At 63.8% G+C, this 17,131-nt stretch carries 17 protein-coding genes; 2 read left to right on the forward strand and 15 right to left on the reverse strand.

Annotated features, from left to right (window positions below):
* The 11 genes from ACIQ67_RS15480 to ACIQ67_RS15530 all read right to left on the reverse strand — a co-directional run.
* Positions 1-307: hypothetical protein (locus ACIQ67_RS15480; RefSeq protein ID WP_397535277.1), on the reverse strand; the 307-nt coding region annotated here is incomplete at its 3' end.
* A 117-nt stretch (positions 308-424) separates the two neighbouring features.
* Complete coding sequence (locus ACIQ67_RS15485; RefSeq protein ID WP_397535278.1) at positions 425-1,144, reverse strand: transposase; 720 nt, start codon at positions 1,142-1,144, stop codon at positions 425-427.
* A 48-nt stretch (positions 1,145-1,192) separates the two neighbouring features.
* Positions 1,193-2,323, reverse strand: a complete 1,131-nt coding sequence (locus ACIQ67_RS15490) for a deoxyguanosinetriphosphate triphosphohydrolase (RefSeq protein WP_397535279.1) — start codon at positions 2,321-2,323, stop codon at positions 1,193-1,195.
* Between the two features lie 7 nt (positions 2,324-2,330).
* Positions 2,331-3,416 (reverse strand): 3-dehydroquinate synthase, encoded by a 1,086-nt coding sequence (gene aroB / locus ACIQ67_RS15495; RefSeq protein ID WP_397535280.1) that lies wholly within the window; start codon positions 3,414-3,416, stop codon positions 2,331-2,333.
* Positions 3,417-3,458: 42 nt separating this feature from the next.
* Positions 3,459-4,022, reverse strand: a complete 564-nt coding sequence (locus tag ACIQ67_RS15500; protein ID WP_397535281.1) for a shikimate kinase — start codon at positions 4,020-4,022, stop codon at positions 3,459-3,461.
* Positions 4,022-6,181 (reverse strand): Ig-like domain-containing protein, encoded by a 2,160-nt coding sequence (locus ACIQ67_RS15505; protein ID WP_397535282.1) that lies wholly within the window; start codon positions 6,179-6,181, stop codon positions 4,022-4,024. The genes ACIQ67_RS15500 and ACIQ67_RS15505 overlap by 1 nt, the downstream gene beginning before the upstream one ends.
* Before the next feature lie 55 nt (positions 6,182-6,236).
* Positions 6,237-8,420, reverse strand: coding sequence for a type IV pilus secretin PilQ (gene pilQ / locus ACIQ67_RS15510; RefSeq protein WP_397535283.1), 2,184 nt, complete (start codon positions 8,418-8,420; stop codon positions 6,237-6,239).
* Positions 8,417-8,968, reverse strand: coding sequence for a pilus assembly protein PilP (locus tag ACIQ67_RS15515; RefSeq protein WP_397535284.1), 552 nt, complete (start codon positions 8,966-8,968; stop codon positions 8,417-8,419). Before ACIQ67_RS15515 ends, pilQ begins: the two co-directional genes overlap by 4 nt.
* Positions 8,968-9,672 (reverse strand): type 4a pilus biogenesis protein PilO, encoded by a 705-nt coding sequence (locus ACIQ67_RS15520; RefSeq protein ID WP_397535285.1) that lies wholly within the window; start codon positions 9,670-9,672, stop codon positions 8,968-8,970. The genes ACIQ67_RS15515 and ACIQ67_RS15520 overlap by 1 nt, the downstream gene beginning before the upstream one ends.
* A 7-nt stretch (positions 9,673-9,679) precedes the next feature.
* Positions 9,680-10,282 (reverse strand): PilN domain-containing protein, encoded by a 603-nt coding sequence (locus ACIQ67_RS15525; RefSeq protein WP_397535286.1) that lies wholly within the window; start codon positions 10,280-10,282, stop codon positions 9,680-9,682.
* Complete coding sequence (locus ACIQ67_RS15530; protein WP_397535287.1) at positions 10,279-11,358, reverse strand: pilus assembly protein PilM; 1,080 nt, start codon at positions 11,356-11,358, stop codon at positions 10,279-10,281. The genes ACIQ67_RS15525 and ACIQ67_RS15530 overlap by 4 nt, the downstream gene beginning before the upstream one ends.
* Before the next feature lie 240 nt (positions 11,359-11,598).
* On the opposite strand from ACIQ67_RS15530, the gene ACIQ67_RS15535 reads away from it, so the two are divergent.
* Positions 11,599-14,010 (forward strand): penicillin-binding protein 1A, encoded by a 2,412-nt coding sequence (locus tag ACIQ67_RS15535; RefSeq protein WP_397535288.1) that lies wholly within the window; start codon positions 11,599-11,601, stop codon positions 14,008-14,010.
* Between the two features lie 48 nt (positions 14,011-14,058).
* Here ACIQ67_RS15535 and cyaY read toward each other — a convergent pair whose 3' ends face one another.
* Entirely contained in the window at positions 14,059-14,412 is a 354-nt protein-coding gene (cyaY, locus tag ACIQ67_RS15540; protein ID WP_397535289.1) for an iron donor protein CyaY, read from the reverse strand.
* A 19-nt stretch (positions 14,413-14,431) separates the two neighbouring features.
* Here cyaY and ACIQ67_RS15545 point away from each other — a divergent pair, with 19 nt between their 5' ends.
* Positions 14,432-14,638, forward strand: coding sequence for a lipoprotein (locus tag ACIQ67_RS15545; RefSeq protein ID WP_397535293.1), 207 nt, complete (start codon positions 14,432-14,434; stop codon positions 14,636-14,638).
* A gap of 10 nt (positions 14,639-14,648) precedes the next feature.
* Here the strand turns inward: ACIQ67_RS15545 and ACIQ67_RS15550 are convergent, their stop codons facing one another.
* The 3 genes from ACIQ67_RS15550 to ACIQ67_RS15560 all read right to left on the reverse strand — a co-directional run.
* Positions 14,649-15,644: an ABC transporter ATP-binding protein gene (locus ACIQ67_RS15550; protein ID WP_397535290.1), complete on the reverse strand. Its 996-nt coding sequence runs from the start codon at positions 15,642-15,644 to the stop codon at positions 14,649-14,651.
* Entirely contained in the window at positions 15,641-16,636 is a 996-nt protein-coding gene (locus ACIQ67_RS15555) for an ABC transporter ATP-binding protein (protein WP_397535291.1), read from the reverse strand. Before ACIQ67_RS15555 ends, ACIQ67_RS15550 begins: the two co-directional genes overlap by 4 nt.
* A gap of 30 nt (positions 16,637-16,666) precedes the next feature.
* Positions 16,667-17,131, reverse strand: a 465-nt coding sequence (locus ACIQ67_RS15560) for an ABC transporter permease (protein ID WP_397535292.1), incomplete at its 5' end; no start/stop codon positions are given.

A 17,131-nucleotide genomic window follows, 5' to 3' on the forward strand; every position in this document is an offset into this window, starting at 1 on the left:
GCGGCAGCTCAACGCCGAGCTTGGCCATTTCCTCGCGGTAGAACTCGTCGGGCACCTGGATCAGGATGCCCGCGCCGTCGCCCATCAGCTTGTCGGCACCGACCGCACCGCGGTGGTCCAGGTTCTCGAGGATCTTCAGACCCTGCTGAACGATGTTGTGCGCCTTCTTGCCCTTGATATGGGCCACGAAGCCGAGACCGCAAGCATCTTTCTCGTTGCTGGGACGGTAGAGGCCATGTTCGGCCAGGGTCTGGATTTCCTCGGCGCTGGCGACCACGCCCGCTTGTCCGCTTTGTGCTGCAGCCATTGCAATCTCCGCATCAAACTTCAATGGGCGCAAATTTAATGCGGTGCAGCAAATCGGACAAGCTTGATTAAATGGGGTCAGACACCTTGATGGCAAAAGCCAGCAAATGACCCAGCATTATTTGGGGACAGAGTCGTTGTTGCTTGGCTTTGTCGCGCCCGGCGGCCGTCCGCGCGGGCGCGGGCTGACCGGGCGGACCGCCGTCTTTGCCAGTTCGGCCAGGAATTTCGGCGAGCCCAGCGGCCAGCCCTTCAGCGCGGAATCGACCAGCGCCTGCTGCTCGGCTGGGCTGCTGCCCTCTTCAAGCCAGCGGCGGTAGTGCATTTCCCGGTCGAACGGCGTGTTGCCCAAGGCCCAGTAGGCGGCCGGGTCGCTGACCAACGGGTCGCGCCGCTGGCCGACATGGTGCTGGCAGCTGGACCAGGGGTAGTCCGACGGCCCCAGCACCAAACCAGCGCGCACCGGGTTGAGCTCGATGCAGCGCATTGCGGGCAGCAGGTGGACGGAAGGCTCCAGCGGCGCCGCGCGGTAGCGCCCTTCCCACAAGGTGCCGCTGCGGCCATGACGTCGGTTGAAGGCGGCCACATAGCGACGACCCAGCGACTGCATCATGCGGCCCAGGCCCGCGTCAGTGCTGGGTGTCAGCAGCAGATGCAGGTGGTTGTCCATCAGCACATAGGCGTGAATGACCACCTTGTGCGTGGCGGCACACTCCTGCAGCGCAGCCAGCAACGTGCGGCGGTCCTCATCGTCCAGCACGATGGGCTGGCGGTTGTTGCCGCGGTGGATCAGGTGCTGGGTCAGCCCGGCCTGGGCCAGGCGGGGAAGTCTTGCCATGGGGTTACAGCCTTCATCGAGTCTGACCCCATTATCTGCCGGGCGCGCTCAGCCCAGCAGCCGCTGCCCTGTCAGCCGCTCATGCTCGCGCATCGCGAAGCGGTCGGTCATGCCGGCGATGTAGTCGGCGCAGGCCCGCGCATGGTTGGCGCTGTCGGCAAAGTCGGGCGGCAGGCGCTGCGGGTCGTTCATATAGATCTCGAACAACTCGCGCAGGATCTGCTCGGCACAGGCACGCTTGCCCTGCACCTGCGGATGGCGGTAGAGGCTGGCGAACAGGAAGCGCTTGAGCTCGCTGCTCTGGGTGCGCATCGGTGCACTGAAGTGCAGCAGCGGCGGCGCGCGCCGCACCGCATCGATATCTGGCGGTTGCAGCTCGTTCAAGGCGGCGCGGGTGGTGTCGATGATGTCGTAGACCTGGTCGGACAACATGCGGCGAATCGTCTCGAACAGCAGGCGCTTGCCCGTGAGCTGAGGGTGATCCGCCAGCGTGCTGCGCAGATAGCGCTGCACCAGCGGCACGGCCTCCAGCTGCTCCAGCGTCAACAGGCCGGAGCGCACGCCATCGTCAATGTCATGGGCGTTGTAAGCCACCTCATCCGCCAGATTGCACAGCTGTGCTTCCAGGCTTGGCTGCTGGCCGTTGAGAAAACGCCAGGCCACGCCACCGGGCTCCTGCGCCTCCAGCAACTCGGCGTTGCGGCGGCTGCAGTGCTTGAGGATGCCCTCGCGGCTCTCGAAGCTCAGGTTGAGCCCGTCGAAGTCCGGGTAGCGCAGCTCCAGCTTGTCGACCACGCGCAGCGACTGCAGGTTGTGCTCGAAGCCGCCATGGGCCTTCATGCATTCGTCCAGCACGTCCTGCCCGGCATGGCCGAAGGGCGTGTGGCCCAGATCATGCGCCAGCGCAATGGTCTCGATCAGGTCCTCGTCCAGACCCAGGCTGCGGCCGATCGAGCGGCCCAGCTGCGCGACTTCCAGCGAATGCGTCAGCCGCGTGCGGAACAGGTCGCCCTCGTGATTCAGGAACACCTGGGTCTTGTAGACCAGGCGCCGAAAGGCGCTGCTGTGCACGATCCGGTCGCGGTCGCGCTGGTATTCGCTGCGCGTCGGTGCGGACGGCTCAGGATGGCGGCGGCCGCGGCTCTTGGCGGGATCGGCAGCGCAGGCGGCCCGGGTCATGTCGCGCTCAGCCGCAGTGCGCTTCAAGCACCTGGGCCACCAGCGCATCGTCCACGCTGTGCATGCCGGCGCGGCCCAGCGCCTCGATCAACACGAAGCGGATCGCCCCACCCTCGGACTTCTTGTCCACCCGCATCAGCTGCAGATAGCGCTCCAGCCCCAGCTTCGGTGCGACGGTCGGCAATCCGGCCCGCTCAACGATGCGCTGCATGCGCTCAACAAAATCTGCCGGCATCAGCCCGGCGCGCGCCGACAGATCGGCGGCCAGCACCATGCCGCAGCCCACCGCTTCGCCATGCAGCCACTCGCCGTAGCCCAGGCCGGTCTCGATCGCATGGCCGAAGGTGTGGCCGAAGTTCAGGATGGCGCGCAGCCCCTGCTCGCGTTCATCCTGCCCCACCACCCAGGCCTTGATCTCGCAGCTGCGTTGCACGGCGTGGGCCAGTGCCGCCTTGTCGCGTGCCATCAGCGCGTCGACATTGAGCTCGATCCAGCTCAGGAACTCGGCATCCGCGATGGGGCCGTACTTGATCACCTCGGCCAGTCCGGCTGACAGCTCGCGCTGCGGCAGCGTGTCCAGCGTGTCCAGATCGGCGATCACCCGCACCGGCTGGTAGAAGGCGCCGATCATGTTCTTGCCCAGCGGGTGGTTGATCGCGGTCTTGCCGCCCACCGAGGAATCCACCTGCGACAGCAGCGTGGTCGGCACCTGCACGAAGGGCACGCCGCGCATATAGATCGCGGCGGCAAAGCCGGTCATGTCGCCGATCACGCCGCCACCGAGTGCGAACAGCACGGTCTTGCGGTCGCAGCCCTGGGCCAGCAGGTGGTCGCAGATCTGGTTCAGCGAGGCCCAGTCCTTGTGTTGCTCGCCGTCGCTCAAGACCACGGCATCGACGCGCCCGTAGTGCGGCAGCAGCTGGCTGCGCAAGGCTTCCAGATAGAGCGGGGCCACCGCATCGTTGGTGACGATCACGGCCGCTGCGGCGCGCGGCAGGCCTTGCCAGCTGAGTGAGTCGGCCACCAGGCCGGAACCGATGTAGATGTCGTAGCTGCGCTCATCCAGCGCAATGGGGACCGTGATGCGATTCATGGCCGCAAGTGTACGGGCGTGGCCCCGTCCGCCTGTGGCGCGTCAGAGCCGCTTCTCAGCGCCCACGGTGGCCGCGACGCGATCAGGACTGACTAGGCCGGCCAGCTCCAGCTGCATCAGCACCATATTGACCAGGGCATGCACCGAGGGGCGCCCGGTTTCCATCACGTAATGGGCGGCCTCGCGGTACAGCGGGTCACGCTGGGCATAGAGCTCACGCAGCTTCTTCAGCGGATCACGTACCTGCAGCAAGGGGCGCTTGGTGTCGTAACGCAGACGACGGAACAACTCATCTGGTGATGAGCGCAGGTAGAGCACGATGGCTCCGTCATGCAAGGCGCGCCGGTTCTCCTCACGAAGAACCGCTCCACCTCCCGTGGCCAGCACGATCTCCCGGTCACCGCCGACCAGCTCCCGGATGACCGAAGCCTCGACGGCACGGAATGCCGCCTCGCCCTCGCGATCGAAGAAGCTGCGGATGCTCTCACCCAGCTGCTTCTCGATCTCGGCGTCGGAGTCCAGGCATGGGACTCCGAGCTGGCGGGCCAGTTGTGCACCCACTGTTGATTTGCCACTGCCGGGCATGCCGACAAGGGCAACTTTCATCAGTTGGTGCAGGCCGAGAAGCCCGTCGGAGCAGGGTTCTTGCTCAGAAACTGCGAGTACGTCGACACCAAACCGCTCGGCGCCTTGAAGCTGATCGAGATGGTGCCAGAGCTGGTCACATCATCAAACTTGTAGCTCACGGCTGCACCGGTCGGGGTCGAGGTGCTCGGCACGGGTGTGCCACCCAACACAGTCACTGCCAAGCCGGAAGTGGCGGCTGCGGTGATCACCGTTCCCGCTGCGACCGGGTTGTATGCCACTGGATTCGCGTCAGCCACGGTAAAAGTGAGGACATCCGCGGTACTCACACCGTACAGACCAGCTACCCCAAAGAGGCGGTAGTCAGTCTTCTGCGCCACATCGTTGACGTAGTGCGTCGTCAGATTGAGCGGCGCCGTGCAACTGCCCGACTGGCCGACGGCATTGGGATGCCAGGCCGTACCCCACAGCGGGCGAGCCGATGAGGTCGAGAAGATGGTCTGCACCGCACGGCGCACATAGATCGGCTTGGCACTGCGGGCCCAGGTCTGGCTGCAGGTACCGGGGCGCGAGGGGATGCTGACCCCAGTCGCCAGCAAGGCCGACGGCGAAGCCAGACATTCCTTGGTGCCATCCCCAGTGGTGCCCGAGATGAACTGATCTTCGGCACTGAAGTAGAAGTTGTCGAACTTGCGGTCCAGGAAGATGTCGCCCAGGTCCTGGAACAGTTCGCCATCGTCATAAGTGTTGTTGCCATTGAGGTCCAGGAAGGACTTCTCGCCCAAGGCATAGGCCACCACCGTGACGCGGCCATCAGTGGGCACCGGGTCGGCGGTCACGAAGTTGGCGGTGGTTGAGGCGATGCCTTTGTCGGAAGTGGCTGTCTGCTTGATGGCCTGGATCTGACCACCCTCAGTGACGAAGTTGATGGCCGTGCCATCCGGCACCGGGTTGCCCAGACGATCCGACGCGACCACGGTGTAGGTGTTCGGCGTGCCCTGGAGGTTGTAGCCCTCGATATTGATCGTGCCCTGTGCCATCGAGAAATTAAGCTGCGAAGGCAGGCCGACTGCCACGGCCAGCACACTCGAAACCGTGGAGATGCTGCTGCCCTGCAGCGTTGCCTTGATGCGGACAGGCGTCGGCACCGTGCCCGAATTGACGCGGACGATCACCTTGCCTTCGCTGTCGGTGATCTTGCTAACCGAGGTGCTACCACCGTCCAGCGTCAGCCCACCGACCAGCACGGTCGGCTCCAGCACGACGCTCTGGCCGGGCAGGCCGTTGTTGTTGGCATCTTTGACCTGGAAGATGACGTTGGAGTTCTCGACCAAGCCGGATCCACGCAGGTAGATGTTCGACGGGCTGGCCGACACGAAACCGATGCTCGATGCCTGCGGGGAGCTGACCGGCAGCGTCAGCGACTGCGTCAAGGTCGTACCCGCCACCGAAATCTGCAGGTTCTCGGAGCTCGCCACCGCGCCGCAACCGCCATCACGGAAGGTGAAGGTCGCGCGGCCCGTCGTGGTCGTCTGGCTGGCGGGCGTGATCGTGCCCTTGCCCGATGTCGTGCATGAGGAGGTGATGGAGATGCTCACTGCGCTGTTCGCGCTGGTGCCAGCAAGCGCCACGGTCAGATTGGCCTGGCCATAGGCCGACAGGTTCGCCACATCCGAAGTGAAGGACGAGATCGTCACATTGGTGGCCGTCAGCTGGAAGCCGGTCTTGGCCGAGTATTCCTTCTCGAGGTAGCTGACAGTCGCCTTGACCATGTCCGCACCGGCGGTTGTCGACTGCGCGGGCGACAGCACCACGGAAGCCACGCCATTGGCGTCAGTCAAGGCAGAGGCGGCACTGAAGGCGCCGAGGCCTCCATCGGTTGTGAACTTCACGACCAGGCCGGGAATGGCCGAGCCTGCCTTGTTCTTGACGGTCGCGGTGACGGTTGCCGGCGCGCCGGCCGTCACCGTGGTCGAGGACAGCGCCACAGCCACCGTGGCCGCATCGGTCACGGTTGAGCCGCCACCGCCAGTGCCGCCACCGGTCGATCCGCCACCACCACCCACCAGCGGGTCACCTGCAGAACCGCCGCCGCCACCGCAGGCGCTCAGCATCGCCACCAGGACGAACCCCGCCACGGCGCGCAGCGACGCGGACTTCATCGCAAAAACTTTATTCATTTCATCTGACTCCTGCTTTGCACACCCGGTTTTCCGGTGCGTGCACCTCCCTTGATCAGCGGACCGTCACGCGATCACTGACCACCTTGGGGGTGAGAAAAATCAACAGTTCGGTCTTGGTCGAGATCCGAGCCTTGTTCTTGAAGAGATTGCCCATGATCGGCACATCGCCCAGCAAGGGCACCTTGGAGATGTCTTCGCGCTCGTCCTGCGTGTAGATGCCGCCGATTACGACGGTGCCGCCGTTCTCGACCAGCACCTGCGTCTTGACATGCTTGTTGTTGATGGCATAGCCCTGCGGCGTCAGCGTGCCGCGGCTGTCCTTGTTGACGTCGACGTCCAGAATCACATTGCCTTCCGGCGTGATCTGCGGCGTGACTTCAAGCTTCAGCACCGCCTTCTTGAACTGGATCGAGGTGGCGCCACTGGACGTCGCGACCTGATACGGCAATTCCTCGCCCTGTTCGATCAAGGCCTTGACCTGGTCGGCGGTAATCACGCGCGGGCTGGAGACGATCTTGCCCTTGCCATCGGCCTCCAGTGCGGAAAGCTCCAGATTCAGGAAGCGGTTGGCGCCAGCGCTGAACAGAGACAGCGCGAAGGATGCCGCATTGGCACCACCGAAACTGTCCGACGACGTGTTGGCCGGCAGGTTGACGAAGTTGCTGTTGGAGAAGCTCTGCGCCGGGCCTTGATTGGTCTGCGCGCCGACCGCCGTCTGGTTGCCGCCAATCGTCACATAGCTGTTGCCGCCAACGTTGTAGCCCGGAATGCCGCCTTGCAGACCGCGCAGGTCCTGCGAACCGAGCTTGACGCCCAGGGCGCGGCCGAACTTGTCATCAGCCTCGACGATGCGCGCCTCGATCAGCACCTGGCGAACCGGGATGTCGATCTTCGCGATCATGGCCTGGATCTCTTCGAGCTTGGCCGGGATGTCGGTCACGAAGAGCTGGTTGGTACGGGTTTCAAAGATGACGCTGCCGCGGGTCGACAGAATGCGGGCGCTGCCCTGCCCGGCGCCGCCGCCACCGCTCTGGCCGCTGGATTGTCCGCTCAAGCCCTTGGCCACTTCCTCGGCCTTGGTGTAGTTCAGCTGGAAGGACTGTGTGCGCACAGGCTCCAGCTGGGCAATCTGGGCCTTGGCCTCCAGATCCATCTTCTCCTTGGCGGCGAGTTCGTCCTTGGGCGCAATCCACAGCACGTTGCCGTTCTTGCGAAGGCCCAGGCCCTTGGCCTGCATGATGATGTCCAGCGCCTGATCCCAGGGCACATCCTTCAGACGCAGCGTGACATTGCCGGTAACGGTGTCACTGGTCACGACGTTGAAGTTGGTGAAGTCGGCGATGACCTGCAGCAGGGCGCGCACTTCGATGTTCTGGAAGTTCAGCGACAGCTTGTCGCCAGCAAATCCCGGGCCTTGCGTGAGCTTGTTCGGATCGACCTTCTGCGGGCGCACCTCCAGCACGAACTGGTTGTCGCTTTGATAGGCGCTGTGCTCCCAATTGCCCTTGGGCTCGACGACCATGCGCACGCGGTCACCGTTCTGCGAGGTGGAGATGGTCTGCACCGGGGTTCCGAAATCCGTCACATCGAGGCGGCGACGCAGTTGCTCCGGTACGCTGGAGCGCAGGAACTCGACCACCAGGGCCTGGCCCTGCTGCTGGATGTCCACACCCACCTGATTGCTCGGCAGGTTGACGATCACCCGACCGGTGCCATCCTGACCGCGACGGAAGTCAATGTCTTGCAGTGCCTGCGGCGTGCGGTTCAGGCTCTGCGCAAAGTGCAAGGGCTCGCTGGCAGCGGCTGCCGCTGCTGAAGGAGCAGGTGCGGACTCCAGCACCAGAACCAGGGCCTTGTCCTGCAGTTCGGCACGGTAGCCCGAAGGCGCACGCAGGTTCAGCACCAGGCGAGTCCGCTCGCCCGCCTGGGCCACATTGGCTGAGCGCAGATTGCCCTGGTTGATCTCCACCAGACTGCGACCCATGGCGTTGCTGATGCCGGGCAGATCAATGGCGATGCGCGGTGGTGTCTGAACCGTGAAGCCACGCGGCACTTCGGTCAGCGACTCGCTGAGCTCGATGCGAACGACTTCAGCGCCCGCCTGCTGGACGCTGTTGATGGAGCGGATGCTGTTGTTCTGCGCCAGCGCGGAAGCGGAGCAAACAATTCCAAGGCCGAAGGCCCATGCCAAGGCGCGCCAGTGGCTCATCCGCGAAATCTCCTGGGTATGTTTCATCGTCCCTTCTCCTGCAGCTGGAGGGTACTGGTGCGTTCAATCCATTCGCCCGCAGCGTCCTGGACGACTTCTCGCAAACTGATCTCGGTCTCGCTGATCTGGGTCACCCGGCCAAAGTTCTGGCCCAGGTAATCACCCGCCTTGACCTGATGCAGCAGGTTGTCCACCCGCAGCAGCGCAAAGCGCTTGCCTTGGCGGGTCAGGCTGCCGACCATCGACATGCTGTCGAGCGGAAAGGCCTCCAGCGGCTCGCGCCGGCGGCTCATTTCTGCGGTGAGCAGGGAGTTGGGCTGGGTGGCTTCCTGCTTGATCGCCACGCTCAGCTTCTGAGGGCTGAAGGGCTCGACGCCGGCACCTGCCTCGTAGGCCTGCGGCAGGAATTTCTTGGGCGGAACCAGGGGCTGGGCCGTCGGCCTGGCCTGCTTGCGTTCCTGCTCCATCCATTGCTGAAGCTCGTCAAGATCGGCAGCGCAGCCGCTCAAGCCCAGAACCAGCAGCGCGAGCAGCAGGGGCGATGCCCTGCGCTTGAACAGAATCGGCGCGCGCATCACTTCTTCGCTCCGGTCTTGTTGGCAGCCTTGGCGGCCGCCGCCTTTTGCTCGGCGACTTCGTTGGCGTCCAGATAGCGGTAGGTCCGAGCCGTAGCTTCCATGCTGAGTGCGCCGGTGGCTGCATCCTTGCCTGTGGGGGCAACCACAACGATGTTGTGCAGGGTCACGATACGCGACAGATTTGACACGTCTGCGGCGAACGAGCCGACATCGTGATACCGGCCCGTCACCCGCAGCGCGATCGGCAACTCGGCGTAGTAGTCCTTGACCACCACCTGACCGGGGCGGAAGAGCTCGAACTGGAGTCCGCGCCCCAGACCGGCCTGGTTGATGTCGGACAGCAAGGCATCCATCTCAGCCTTGCCGGGCAGTTGCTTCTCGAGCTGGGTGACGTACTCCTCGACCTGGCTCTTCTGCTTGCGCAATTCGGGCAGGTTGACGGCCTGCGCCAGCTTGAGCCGATAGTCTTCCTTGAGCCTCGGCTCCTTCTCGCGCTCCGCGTCGAGCCCAGCTTGCACATCGGAAAGCAGCAACAACCAGCCAAGCACCATCACCAGTACCGCGACAGCGCTGAAAGCGGCCAGCTTGGGCAACAGGGGCCACTGGCCCGGCTCATTGGGGTTCAGCCCACGGAACTGATCGGCTACACCCTCGAACCAGGCGTTCAGATCAAATTTGATCACTAGAGACTTGCTCGCCATGGCTGCTTCAGACCTTTCTGCCGGCCGGCGCACTGGCCGGGGCTTCGCGCTGCGGCGTCTTGATCGACACCTTGGCGGAAAACTCGAACAGCCGCTTCTGGTCGCGGCCGCTGGTCGTCAGATTGGCAAGCTTGATCTCGACCAGATCGGGGCGATCCAGCCATTCCGAGCTGCGCGAGGCATTGCGCAGGAACTCGGAGACACGCTCCTGCGTCTGCGCGATACCCGTCACGGTCACCACCTTGTCGGCTTGCCTGATGCTGGTCAGATAGACGCCTTCAGGCGTGTGGCGTGCCAGTTCGTTCAGGAGCAGGACCGGTGTGTTGCGGTCTGTCTGCAGATCCTCGACAGCACGCTGGCGAGACTTCAGGGCCTCGATCTCGGAGCGCAGATTGGCAATGTCCTTGATCTGCGCCTCCAGGCGCCCGATCTCAAGGCCGAGGAAGTCATTGCGAGAGCGCTGCTCGGTGGTCAGGTGCTCAAGCGTCATGTACGCGGCACCCACCAAGCCGGCGCCGACCAGCGCAGACATGGCGACACCGACGAAGAACGCCTGCTTGCGACGCTTGCGCTTCTCTTCCCGATGGGGCAGGAGGTTGATCAGAATCACTGGAAGAACCTCCGCATGGCCAGACCACAGGCGGTCAGATAGGCCGGCGCCTCACGCCTGAGCTTGGGCTCGCGAACCGCCGAGCCCAGAGTCATGTTCTCGAAGGGGTTGACCACCATGCAGGCAAAACCCGTGAGTTCGGTGACGCGCTCCTTGAGCCCCGGCAAGGTCGCCGTCCCGCCAGCCAGCATCACATAGTGCACCTTGTGGTGCGGTGTGCTGGTGAAGAAATACTGCAAGGCGCGGCCGATTTCCTGCGAAAGACTGTCGACAAAGGGATTCAGCACCACCGTCTCGTAGTCCTCAGGCAGATCATTGGCCAGCTTCTTCTGCTCGGCCTCTTCGAAGCTGAAGCCGTACTGCCTAGAGATCAACTGCGTCAGCTGCGATCCACCAAACGCCTGATCTCGGTCATACAGCATCTCGTCGTCGCGCAGGACCTTCAGGCTGGTAGTGTCGGCACCAATTTCGAACAAAGCGACCAGCGCATCCTTGCCCTCATTGGGCAGATTGCCGATCAAACGGCCCATCGCCAGGCGCGATGCATGCGATTCGATGTCCAGCACCACGGGATGCAGGCCAGCCGCCTCGGCCAAGCCTTGGCGGTCCTGAACGCGGTCCTTGCGGGATGCGGCAATCAGCACTTCCACATCCCCCACCGAAGTCGGGCTGGGTCCGATCACACAGAAGTCCAGGCTCACCTCGTCAAGCGAGAAAGGGATGTACTGATTCGCCTCGGCCTCGACCTGGATCTCGAGTTCTTCATCACGCAGCCCGGCGGGCAGCATGATGCGCTTGGTGATCACCGCAGATTGCGGCATGGCAACCACCGCATCCCGTGTGCGCGCGCCGCTGCGGGCTACACAGCGCCGGACGGCATCCGCAACTTCGTCGAACTTCTCGATCTGCCCGTCGTTGATCCAGCCCTTTTCGAACGACTCCATTGCGAAGCGCTCGAGCACCATCTCGCCATTCTTGGATTGACTCAGCTCCACCAACTTGACACTGGATGAACTGATATCCAGGCCAATCATGGGCGGATGCTTGCGACCCAGCAGTACGTCAAGTATTCCCATGACGCGAATCCCCCAACGCGCGTTTCAAGGCGCCGGACTATTAATAAGTTACTTGAATGCTAGCAGCAAAGCCTTTGACAGCCAAAGGAAAACCGGTCACAGCAGGTAACACCACGTTGCGAAACATACACGCATACCAGGCCCGCAAAGCGCTGAAAAACGGGGGCAATCCAGCCTTGAGCCCAACTCAGGCGACAGTCAGGCGACTTCCTATAATCCGCTCACCCCAATCGGAGGCCCATGAGCGACGCCAAGAAGAAGTCCCCACAGGGATCTGAGAAACCCGATGCCAAGCCTGCCCACAGTCGGTCCGCAGCCAGCCATCTGCAACGCGCATTGGCGTGGCTACTGGGACTGTGCGCCGCCGGCGCGCTGAGCGTAGCGCTGTTGGTCGGCTTGGCGCTGGCCATGGCCTACCCGAATCTGCCGGACATCAGCGGCCTGACCGACTACCGACCCAAACTGCCGATGCGCATCCTCTCCAGCGAGGGGGTTCTGCTGGGCGAGTTCGGCGAGGAGCGCCGCAACTATCTGACCATCGACAAGATTCCACCGGTCATGCAGGACGCAGTGCTTGCCATCGAGGATGCGCGCTTCTATCAGCATGGCGGCGTTGACTACCTGGGTGTGATTCGCGCCGGCCTGGCGAATGTGGCGGAATCGCGCAGCCAGGGGGCCTCGACCATCACCATGCAGGTCGCACGCAACTTCTACCTGTCCACCGAGAAGACGCTGACGCGGAAGATCTACGAGATCCTGCTGGCCCTGAAGATCGAGAACGCGCTGCCCAAGCGCAAGATCCTCGAGATCTACATGAACCAGATCTTTCTGGGGCACCGCGCCTACGGCTTCGCCGCGGCCAGCGAAATCTATTTCGGCAAACCGCTCAAGGACATCTCCATCGCTGAGGCTGCCATGTTGGCCGGCCTGCCAAAGGCGCCCTCTGCCTACAACCCGATCAACAACCCGCGCCGGGCGAATCTGCGTCAGCAGTACATCATCGACCGCATGCTCGACAACGGCTACATCACCGAAGAACAGCACGAGGTGGCCAAGGCCGAGGTGCTGCGCTATCGGCGAGTCAGCGAGAACTCGTCCCATGCCGAGTTTCTGGCCGAAGCGGCGAGGCAACTGATCTTCACGCAGTATGGTGACGAAGCCTACACGCGGGGACTGCATGTCTATCTGACCGTGCGCGCCGATGAGCAGAACGTGGCCTACCGCGCTTTGCGCCGCGGCCTGATGGACTACGAGCAGCGCCAGTTCTACCGCGGGCCGGAAGCCTATGTCGACCTGCCCAAGGACCCCAAGGCCCTGGATGCCCGCATCGCCGAAGCACTGGCCGACCACCCTGCCAACGACGAACTCCTGGCCGCCGTGGTGTTGGAAGCTGATGCCAAGAAAGTCGTCGTCGCCCTGCAGAGCGGCGAGACCGCAAGCATTGTGGGCGACGGCCTGAAACCGGTCGCGTCCGGGCTGGCAGAGCGCGGCAACCCAAAGATCCAGATCCGCCGCGGTGCCGTCGTGCGGGTACTGAAGACCACCCGAACGGTCCGCGAAGCCGGCAAGGAAGTCAGCAAGGATGCCTGGACACTGACCCAGCTGCCCGAGGTCGAAGGCGCTTTTGTTGCGATCGACCCCCGCAACGGTGAACTGCGCGCCATGGTCGGCGGATTCGATTTCGCAAAGAACAAGTTCAACCACGTCACTCAGGCGTGGCGCCAGCCAGGTTCGAGCTTCAAGCCCTTCATCTACTCGGCCGCACTGGAGCGCGGCTTCTCACCGACGACGGTGGTCAACGATGCGCCCTTGTTCTTCAGCGCCGCGACCACGGGCAGTCAGCCTTGGGAGCCAAAGAACTACGACGGCACTTTCGAAGGCCCCATGCCGCTGCGCACCGCCCTGGCCAAGTCGAAGAACATGGTCTCGATCCGGGTGCTGCAAGCGGTCGGCACCGACTTCGCCCAGGGCTGGATTTCACGCTTCGGATTCGAAGCGGAGAAGCACCCGCCCTACCTGACGATGGCACTGGGTGCAGGTTCGGTCACCCCGATGCAGATGGCGCAGGCCTACTCGGTGTTTGCCAATGGCGGCTACCAGGTCATGCCACGCCTCATCTCGCGAGTCACCGACAACCAGGGCCGCGTGCTCTACCAGGCCGCGCCGGTGCAGATCGACGAAAGCCAGCGTGTCATCGAGGCTCGCAACGCCTTCCTGATGAACAGCCTGCTGCAGGAAGTCACGCGCAGCGGCACCGCCGCCAAGGCGCAGGCGCAGCTCAAGCGCCCGGATCTGTATGGCAAGACCGGCACCACGAACGACTCGATGGACGCCTGGTTCGCGGGCTATCAGCGCGAGATGGTGGCGGTGGTGTGGATCGGCTACGACCAGCCGCGCAAGCTGGGCAGCCGCGAAACCGGCGGCGGTCTATCGCTGCCCGTGTGGATCGAGTTCATGCGTCACGCGCTGCGCAACACCGCGGTGAGCGAGTACGAGCCCCCCGAAGGCATCGTGCGCCGAGGCAACGACTGGTACTACGACGAATACACCGGCAACGATGGCGTTCGCAAACTGAACGACGATGCAGCGTCGGTGCCCCAGAACGCGAGCGAGGACGAGAAGAAGGGCATCCTCGACCTCTTCAAGCGCTGAAGCCCAACGGCGCTTGAGCGCCGCTGCTCTCGCTCTCCGCCCGGCCGATCAGGAAGCCGCGAAACGCAAGGGCTTTCCGGCCTGCTCACTGGCCAGCTTGGACAGCAGAGCGAAGAACTCCCGCCCTTCCCGCTCCAGCCACTGGCCTTCGACAAAGCGGAAATGGAAGCCGCCTGCGCGGGCGGCCATCCACAACTCCTGCAAGGGCGGCTGGGCGTTGAGCACGATCTTGCTGCCGTTCGGCAAGGCCAACTCCAGCAAGCCGCCAGTTCGATGCGTATCGATGTCGATCACGTCGGCATCCAGCCAGGCATCCACCTGCGCCTCGACATGCGCCAGCGTCGCATGGACGCGCGCCAGATAGTCGGCATCATTGAGGGGCGTTGCGGCAGGAGCGGTCATGGCCGATAAACTTCCGGGGATGGAAAACACACAAGCCAGAAGTGTATGCGGCCCCACCAAGGCCGCCCCGGGAACAAGGGCAAGGCTGAGCCGCCGTGTCGCCCTGGGGCTGATGCTGACCGCAATGCTGAGCGCCTGCGGCCAGAAAGGCCCGCTGACCCTGCCCAAGGACGCTGCCGCCAAGCCAGCCGGCAGCGCCAGCAGCCCGACCGCTCAGCGCCCGTGAGCGGACAGCTTTAGATGCGACCCTCTGCCACGGCGTGGCAGGCCACCTGGATGCCCTGAAACTGCTGCAGCGGTGGGCGCTCCGCCTTGCAACGATCATTGGCATGCGGGCAGCGCGGGTGAAAGCTGCAACCGCTCGGCGGGTTGAGCGGATTGGGCACTTCGCCTTGCACCGGCGTACGGGCGCGACCCGTCATGTGGATGTCGGGGATCGCATCCAGCAGCATGCGTGTGTAGGGATGTCGCGGATGGCTGAAGAGGTCGGCCTTGTCGGCCAGTTCGACCAGGCGCCCCAGGTACATCACGCCGACCTTGTCAGCCACATGGCGCACCACGGCCAGGTTGTGCGAGATGAACAGATAGGTCAGGCCCTGCGTGCGTTGCAGGTCCTTCATGATGTTCAGGACCTGAGCCTGCACCGAAACGTCCAGCGCCGAGGTCGGCTCGTCGCAGACCAGGAATTCAGGCTCGGTCGCCAGGGCGCGTGCGATCGAGATGCGCTGGCGCTGACCGCCCGAGAACTGGTGCGGGAACTTCTCGCGGTCCGCGGGCGACAGGCCCACCGACTGCAGCAGTTCGCCGACGCGCACCTTCATCTCGTCGTCATCCTTGATCAGGCCGTGTTCGCGCAGCGGCTCCCCCACGATGTCCTGCACCTTCCAGCGTGGATTCAGCGAGGCATAGGGGTCCTGGAAGATCATCTGCATACGCCGACGCAGCGCCTTCGCACCCGCACCAGCCAGGGTGGTCGCGGTGTCCACGCCATCAACACTGACACTGCCACGCGTCGGCTTGTACAAGCCCACCAGCAGGCGCGCCACCGTGCTCTTGCCGCAACCGGACTCACCCACAAGAGCCAGGGTCTTGCCCTTCTCGATGCTGAAGCTGACGCCATCGACGGCGTGCACATACATCTTGCCCTTGCCCTCGATCACCCGATTCAACCAGGGCGGCGAGACATCGAAGACCTTCGCGAGGTCCTTGACTTCAACCAGGGGGCGGCTCATAGCGCTTGTTCCTTCTGAGCTTGCGGCTGGCCGGCCAACAGCCAGCAAGCGGCGCGGGTCGATCCCGCATCAATCAAATCGGGGCGCTCCTGACGGCAGCGCTCGTGAACCTTGGGGCAACGCGGGTTGAAGGCGCAGCCCTGCGGAATGGCATTCAGGCGAGGCATCGAGCCATCGATCTGCAGCAGGCGCTCACGGTCCCCGTCCATTGCGGGGATCGAACCCATCAAGCCTGCGGTGTAGGGATGGCTGGGCTTGTGGATGACGTCATGCACCGGGCCGATCTCGGCCACACGGCCGGCATACATCACCGCCACGCGGTCGCAGGTTTCAGCGATCACGCCCATGTCATGCGTCACCAGCATGACGGCTGCGCCCTGCTCCTTGCAGATCTTCTTCAGCAAGGAAATGATCTGCGCCTGGATGGACACATCCAGCGCCGTTGTGGGCTCGTCCGCCACGATCAGTTTGGGACTGGCCGCCAAGGCCAGGGCGATCACCACGCGCTGGCGCATGCCGCCGGAGAACTGGTGCGGATACTGGTCGATGCGTTGCTCGGCCGCCGGAATGCCGGTCTGCTCCAGCAGTTCAATCGCGCGCTTGCGCGCCTGGCTTTCGCTCAGGTCCAGGTGGGTCGTGATGGTCTCGGTCAGTTGCCGCCCGATGGTGTACAGCGGGTTCAGTGAGGTCAGCGGATCCTGGAAGATCGCACCGATCTTGCGACCACGGATCTTGCGCATCGCGTCATAGGGCAGGTTGTCGATGCGCTCGCCGTCCAGCAGTATCTCGCCGCTGGCAATGCGTCCCGGGGGATCCAGCAAGCCGATGATGGAGGCACCCGTCAGGGACTTGCCGGCACCGGATTCACCCACCACACCGAGGATTTCGCCTGGGGCGATCTCGAAGTTGATGTCATCCAGGGCCAGCAGCGTGCCGTGGCGGGTCGGGAATTCGACGCGCAGGTGGCGAACTTCAAGCAGGGGAGAGGTCATGAGGCTCAATCTCGATCTTCAGCAGCCGCCTCAGCGCAGCCGCGGGTTCAGGGCATCGCGCAGCCAGTCGCCGAGCAGATTGACGGACAGTGCAATCAGCACCAGCATGACGCCGGGCCACAAGGTGATCCACCATTCGCCGGAAAACAGGAAGTCATTGCCAACCCGGATCAGCGTGCCCAGCGAAGGGCTGGTGGGCGGCACACCGACGCCCAGGAAGGACAAGGTGGCTTCAGTGATGATGGCCGCGGCCACCTGGATGGTGGCCAGCACCAGCACCGGCCCCAGCACGTTGGGCAGCACATGCTTGCGCATGATGCGGAAGGAACTGACGCCGATGACACGCGCGGCCTGCACGTATTCCTTGTTGCGCTCCACCATGGTCGAACCACGCACCGTGCGGGCGTACTGAACCCAGCCCGACATCGCAATGGCCAGGATCAGCACCATGAAGGCCAGCGAGTCATGCGCGTTGGGAAACATCGCGCGCCCCAC

The organism is Roseateles sp. (assembly GCF_044373315.1).
Taxonomy (GTDB): domain Bacteria; phylum Pseudomonadota; class Gammaproteobacteria; order Burkholderiales; family Burkholderiaceae_C; genus JACDQM01.